The sequence below is a fragment of the Gluconobacter sp. genome (genome assembly GCF_047723935.1).
Taxonomy (GTDB): domain Bacteria; phylum Pseudomonadota; class Alphaproteobacteria; order Acetobacterales; family Acetobacteraceae; genus Gluconobacter.
The window spans coordinates 89,553-95,952 of sequence record NZ_JBDOBO010000006.1 but is presented as its reverse complement, the minus strand read 5'-3'; the positions used below and the strand labels follow the sequence as shown (position 1 = coordinate 95,952).

The following is a 6,400-nucleotide window of genomic DNA, read 5'->3' as shown; positions in this document are numbered from 1 at the left end:
GCCAGACCCTCGAAGAAGGCCCCGCCGCGTCGGTGAACGGGCTTATACGGCCACCTACACACACCGTCAATCAAAAAATCATAGAAAAATCAAAAAACTTGGTGAAGCCATTTTCTAAGAGTGCCATCCTGCCCACCGCGCCATCGCTCATATCCTGCAAATCGGTGAAAAACAGGCTTCTGATCTCGGCCGTCTGGAGCCGCATTAGTCCGTCATACCTTCCACGACGTTACTCACCTGAATTTAACGCTTATAGTGGATCATCATATGGCGTGCGGCACGCCACACACATTTTGTGAGCCGTTCTCGTTTCTGGAGTTTCTGATGACGGTTGATGCACTTCTCTCAAACAGCCAACAACTTTCACCAGATGAAGTGGAGTGGCAGCTCATTATAGATGCCATTGACCCCGCTATCCGTTCAGCCGTCGCTGATATGGTCGAGAAACATGCTGCCGAGAGTGTAGAAGTCTTCTATTCGACGCTCCTGACGCATCCAGAAGCCACACCTTTTCTCTCCAACCAGATTGTTAACGACCACCTTCATTCCGCTTTGCTGAGATGGCTGCAATCTCTCTTTTCATTTACAGCGCCCGACCTTGCACAGCTTGTAGCGACGCAGCGTCGGATTGGACTGGTTCACGCCAGGATGCGCGTCCCGATGCATGTCGTCATGCATGGAGCCCGCCTTCTTAAAAACACCCTGAGAAAACTGCTTTTCGAAATTTTCCTCACGCCCGCGGATCTATCGACAGCCATCGATTACATCGAGAACATGATGGATCTGGCTATCGAAATGATGAGCCGAGAATTCGTAAGAGATCTACAGAAAGAAATTGAGACAGACGAAGCGTACCGGCTTGTTACACTCGGGCAGGACGTCACTCTTGAACGAGAGGTTCAACGTGCAGCACTCCTTGACTGGGGGCACAAGATTTTACTCGCCATTTGCTGCAACACTCCCCCTCCCCTCCCCTCCCTGGAAAGTTCAGGATTTGGGCTTTGGCTCAATCACAAGGGAAGTTTGCTGTTCCCGAATACAATGGGTATCGAGCATATTCGCACCTCAATGCGCCGCATCGATCGGGTCCTTATTCCAGCTCTTTCTGCTCAGGTCCCCCCAGACACAGCTCGCATTCACGAACTACAGGCCCAGATAGAAGAAATCCGTTTTCTTATGGATGACCTCTTCAAAGAGAGTGAGGCGCTTGAGAGCGGACGCGATCCTTTAACCTCAACCCTCAACAGGCGCTTTCTACCAACGATCATGGCGCGAGAAGTGGCTCAATCTATGCGCCGAGAGGTTCCATTCAGCATTCTCATGATCGACATTGACCACTTTAAATCAATTAATGATCGTTACGGCCATACTGGTGGAGACGCTGTTTTAAGAAGCGTGGCCGAAAAATTAATCTCATCCTGTCGGACAAGCGATTTTATTTTCCGATATGGCGGAGAAGAGTTTCTGATCGCTTTAGTTGAGACAGATACAAAAAGAGCTTTTCAGGTTGCTGAGCATATTCGTGAGAACGTCACGCACATATTAACCCAGCCAACCGGCTCCTCATTTTCCGTCACTGTTTCGATCGGCGTTGCCACATTTGATGGGCACCCTGATTATACACACCTCATCGAGGATGCTGATCGGGCTCTATATTATGCCAAGGCCGAAGGAAGAAATCGAAGCGTTATTGCTACGGAGGCGTTAGCAACCCTCCCTCAGCTTCAGTAATTTTATATTTTTAAGAAAAACCCCTTATCTAAAGTCGTGTAAGAACAAATTCAGATAAGGGGGTTCTCTCATCAGACGCAGAATACTGCGTTGGAGATGGACCTGAAAACTTACTGATCGCTCATTGCTGTATTCAGGATCGCAGCAAGACGAACACCTGCTTGCTGCAACCGAAGCTGGATGATCGGCCAGGCGATAGCCGTATAGGCTTCCTTGATATCCGCCCCTTTGACCTGTGGAAGAGCACCGTAGGCGACAGACCGTGCCAAAGAGTGGCTTTCGTCAGCCCAATCAATAACGGCATGATGAACATCGCCACCGGAAAGATCAGCCACCCAATATGTTGTCTCATCAGGTGTGATCGTGGCACCGAGCCGAGTGGCTTCCTCGCGAGCATGACCAAAATCGATGGAATAATGAGGCCCGACAACCAAATTAGCTTGGCGATCCAGGACGCCTTCATCCCAGAGGGCATGAAGATTCATATGGCCGTTTGCAGTATCCCCAAAATATGACAGCCGGATAGCATTCCCGCCTTTATCATGATCACGCTCGGCAGCATGCAGAGGCTGATGCAAGTCACCAACCAGATGCACAACCCACTTTAACGCATAGAGTCGACGCTGCGGGGACACCGTGTGATCAGCGAGGACTTTTTCCATCTCTGGCAGTTTCTCGACAACGCAATTGCCGTCCGCACAATCGCGCGCCTGATCGTACGCCGGCTGAGAAACATCCGTATCAACGTAATGCCAGAGCAGCGTCTCGGGTGCGCCGCCCTTCTTTTTGGGAACATGTCCAATCGTATCTGGCCATGACGCAACCTGATCCAGCGTTTGATGACCTTCCAGAGCCAGAAGCGCGGTCGCCGCTTTGGCGGCCGCTGGGGTCAGGCGATCCTGAGCGATATCAGCGACAATCGCATGCCCATAAGGCCCCCAGGCAAGTGCCTGCGAAGCCGTGCTTATCGTAACAGCACAGAACAAAGGGACAGAAAGGAGCCAGGTGCGCATAGCAAAACCATCTCGGACGTTATGAAGTCTGATTGCTTTTCTCACCCTTCCAAACTGCTCACAAGTGAATCTCTTGATACACTTGTTGCATTAAAATGACCGAACGGTTCGGCCTACCCCTTTCCTCTTGGCTTCTGACCTCGTAGAGAGGATGAGGACTAAAATGACTGAAATGGCGTGACGCAATTGCAAAAGCCACCTGCCCCGTTAGACCCCTCTCAAACTCCTCAATGGAGCCTTACATCGGAAGAGAATGCCCCTCTTCTGACACTCAAGGGCGCGTGGCTGGCACGAACAGGAAATATTCCTCAGTTTCCGAAAGACGGACTGTCTACAGTCCCCAATGACAGCACCCTCACCTTTGATATGTCTCCCATCACCGACTGGGACACAGGTCTCATCGCGTTTCTTTGGGACATCAAACGTAGTGGGCACGACAAACACATTACTCTGGACGCTCAAAGCCTGCCGCCCCCTGTAAGGCAGCTTCTCGCGCTCTTACCAGACGCCGCTGATGGCCCTCCTCCAGCAGCAGCCAAGCGTATTCCCGTTCTTGAACGGATCGGAGGCCACACAATCAGCAGTCTCACTGAAATTGGCACTGTTGCAAGTTTGGGCGGCATGACACTTCGCGGAGGTCTTCAGGCCCTGACAGGGCGAAGTCGGATGCGACTTTCAGATCTTCTGAGCGATACGGCCAATGCCGGTCCTCAGGCATTAATAATCGTCGGTATCGTCAATTTTTTGATTGGCGCCATTCTGGCTTTTGTTGGTGCAGTCGAGCTTCAGAAATTTGCTGCTGGTATTTACGTCGCAAGCCTTGTTGGCATCGCTATGGTTCGCGAAATGGCCGCTGTCATGACCGCAATCATCATGGCCGGACGAACGGGCGGCGCATACGCAGCTCGTATTTCCACCATGCAGGGCAATGAGGAAATTGATGCCCTCAACGTTTTCGGCATCCCAACATCCACTTACCTGATACTTCCGGCAGTTCTATCGCTCGTTATCACGATGCCATTTCTCTACCTCTACGGCTGCCTGATCGGCATGCTGGGAGGGTTCGTGGTCGCAATTTCCATGCTCGATATTACGGCTGCTGGCTATTTCCATCAGACAATCACCTCCTTCGGTATCGGTCAGTTCATTTTCGCCTTTGTAAAAAGCATTGTCTTCGGTGCTTTCATCGGCCTCACTAGTTGCCGGATTGGTTTGAAGGCTGGACGATCAGCCGCTGATGTCGGCATCGCGGCTACCCGGGCTGTTGTGGTGGGAATTGTCGGGGTCATTGCGATTGACGCCATTTTTGCCGTTATTGCCGATGTGCTGGGAATCTGACGCATGACCGATACCCGAAAAACTGTTCTTTCGATGCAGGATGTCACTCTCGCATTTGGACCGAAGGTTATTCAGAAGAACATCTCACTTGAAGTGAAAAAGGGCAGCATTTTTGCCGTCATGGGCGGCTCTGGCTGCGGCAAGAGTACACTTCTGAAAAGCATGATTGGCCTGCTCCGCCCAACCGCTGGCGAATATCAGGTCGATGGTGAAGATTACTGGTCTGGCACTGAAGCAGAACGAACAGAGCTCAATCACAGGTTCGGCGTTCTTTTCCAAAGCGGCGCTTTGTGGAGTTCCATGACTCTCGGGGAGAATGTCGCTCTTCCCCTTCAGATGTTCACGGACCTTAAGCCAGATGTCATCCGGCGGCTCGTAGAACTCAAATTGGGATTTGTAGGTCTTCTGCCCGCGATCGACATGTCTCCGTCAGAAATCAGTGGTGGTATGCGAAAGCGTGCTGGTCTTGCGCGGGCCATCGCATTGGATCCGGATATCCTGTTTTTTGACGAGCCCTCTGCGGGTCTGGACCCAATCACTTCAGCTCGTCTGGATGACCTGATCCTCAATCTCCGAGATGGTCTCGGTGCGACCGTCGTTATCGTCAGCCATGAACTCTCCAGTCTATTCCACATCGCCGATGACGGAATATTCCTGGACGCAAAAAGCAAAATCCCCATCGCACACGGCTCTCCAAGGGACCTGCGCGACCACTGCGACGAACCTCAGGTCCATGCTTTCATGCATCGGGAACGCAACGAAGAAGGACGCAATTGATGAACAAGCAGGCTCTCGTAGGCGCCTTTGTTGTTGGTGGGATCGGCCTTGGCGTGGCAGCCTTCGTGCTGTTCGGTAACTTCCATCCCTTCACCCGCATGGAAAAGGCCGTCCTTATTTTCCATGGAGCATCTTCCGGCCTATCCGTGGGTGCGCCAGTCACTTTCCGTGGTGTGCAGGTTGGAGCGGTGGACAAGGTCGTGATCGAATATAACCCACAGACAAGAGACGCTTACATCCCTGTCTACATCACGATGCGGCCAGACAATATTACCCTCACCAACAGCAGCGCTCATCACTTCCCAACAATCCGGGATCTGGTGTCACAGGGCCTGCGAGGGGAAATGAATCTCAAAAGTTTCGTCACCGGCTCTTCCGAAATTGATCTGGATTTTGCACCTGACACGCCAGCCGCTCTGCATCCTGACATTGCGACAGTTACGGAAATTCCGACAAAGCAGTCGTCCATTCAGGCGATGACACAAACTCTGCAAAATCTGCCCTTCAAGCAACTTGGCGACAATGCCAATGCCACCCTTGCAGCCGTCCGGGAGCTTTCCGACAAACTGGACAGAGACATGCCTGCACTGATCGAAAGCATCCGTGCAACATCCGATCACAGTCGGGACATGATTGATGCAAGCAAAGACCTCGTCACGCATCTTCAACCCGAGCTGGAACATACTCTCAACAGTCTGAACCGACTTGCAGATGCTGGCTCCGACCAACTGACTGCGCGTGGGAAGGAACTCCAGGCTCTGCTGTTAAGCAGTAACCAAACCATCCAGAAGGCCGGGGAAAGCCTGAATAATATTCAGAGCATTACATCTCCACGATCGACAGACCGAGCCAATCTGGAAGCCAGCCTGCGCGATATCGCTGCGGCAGCCTCTGCTCTGCGAGGGTTCGCAAACGACGTAGAACGCAATCCGCAACTCCTCCTGACGGGACGCCACTGATGAGACTACCTTTCGCTTCCCTAGCCCTCGTTGGTCTGCTGCTCAGCAGTTGCTCGTCCCCACCAGTGCGTTTTTACACTCTGGGAGCCCCTGCCATCGGGAGCAATCTGCCCGCCAGCACGGCACCAGAGAGTATATTGGCCGTCGACCCCGTCATTATTCCTGATTATCTCGATAGCCAGGATATTCTTGTCCGGGATGAAGATTTACTGAACCGGAGCGCGAATGGACGATGGGCCAGCCGCCTGTCCAGGGGCGTTACAGATCTCGTGACGGCGCAGTTGTCTCGCAGCTGGCCTTCAGTTTTCGTAACGACACACCCTTCCGCAGGGTCACCGCAAGCCCGGCTGGTCATCACGATCAGCCGTCTGGATATTACGAAGTCAGGTCAAGGAACGTTGGAGGCTGACTGGTCCTTTGTTCCAACTGACGAACACCACCCTGTTGTGCGCCAACGCGCCAGCTTCGGTGCCCAGGGATCGGTGGCTACCGATGATGGAACCGCAGCACTGACACGTGAACTCGTTAATCAGTTAGCTGTAAAAATCGGAACCTCTGCTCCAGTTATGTAAAAATGTTGAA

Annotated in this window: 7 protein-coding genes; 6 read left to right on the top strand and 1 reads right to left on the bottom strand. The window is 52.4% G+C overall.

What is annotated here, in order from left to right; all coding sequences use genetic code 11:
• Positions 1-299: hypothetical protein (locus ABF979_RS05090; RefSeq protein WP_415558236.1), on the top strand; the 299-nt coding region annotated here is incomplete at its 5' end.
• Between the two features lie 25 nt (positions 300-324).
• Entirely contained in the window at positions 325-1,731 is a 1,407-nt protein-coding gene (locus ABF979_RS05085; RefSeq protein WP_415558234.1) for a diguanylate cyclase, read from the top strand.
• Between the two features lie 110 nt (positions 1,732-1,841).
• Here ABF979_RS05085 and ABF979_RS05080 read toward each other — a convergent pair whose 3' ends face one another.
• A complete protein-coding gene (locus tag ABF979_RS05080) occupies positions 1,842-2,744 on the bottom strand; it encodes a S1/P1 nuclease (RefSeq protein WP_415558232.1) in 903 nt (300 codons plus the stop codon).
• Between the two features lie 177 nt (positions 2,745-2,921).
• Between ABF979_RS05080 and ABF979_RS05075 the strand changes: the two genes are divergently transcribed.
• The 4 genes from ABF979_RS05075 to ABF979_RS05060 are packed head-to-tail and all read left to right on the top strand — an operon-like array spanning position 2,922 to position 6,390.
• Positions 2,922-4,082 carry an MlaE family ABC transporter permease gene (locus ABF979_RS05075; protein ID WP_371822649.1) on the top strand — a complete coding sequence of 387 codons (1,161 nt, stop codon included), beginning with the start codon at positions 2,922-2,924 and terminating at the stop codon, positions 4,080-4,082.
• Positions 4,083-4,085: 3 nt separating this feature from the next.
• Entirely contained in the window at positions 4,086-4,859 is a 774-nt protein-coding gene (locus ABF979_RS05070; RefSeq protein ID WP_046899474.1) for an ABC transporter ATP-binding protein, read from the top strand.
• Entirely contained in the window at positions 4,859-5,818 is a 960-nt protein-coding gene (locus tag ABF979_RS05065) for an MlaD family protein (protein ID WP_215768527.1), read from the top strand. The genes ABF979_RS05070 and ABF979_RS05065 overlap by 1 nt, the downstream gene beginning before the upstream one ends.
• The gene (locus ABF979_RS05060) at positions 5,818-6,390 is read left to right on the top strand and encodes a membrane integrity-associated transporter subunit PqiC (RefSeq protein WP_415558229.1); all 573 of its coding nucleotides are present in this window, start codon (positions 5,818-5,820) and stop codon (positions 6,388-6,390) included. The genes ABF979_RS05065 and ABF979_RS05060 overlap by 1 nt, the downstream gene beginning before the upstream one ends.
• Positions 6,391-6,400 lie beyond the last annotated feature (10 nt).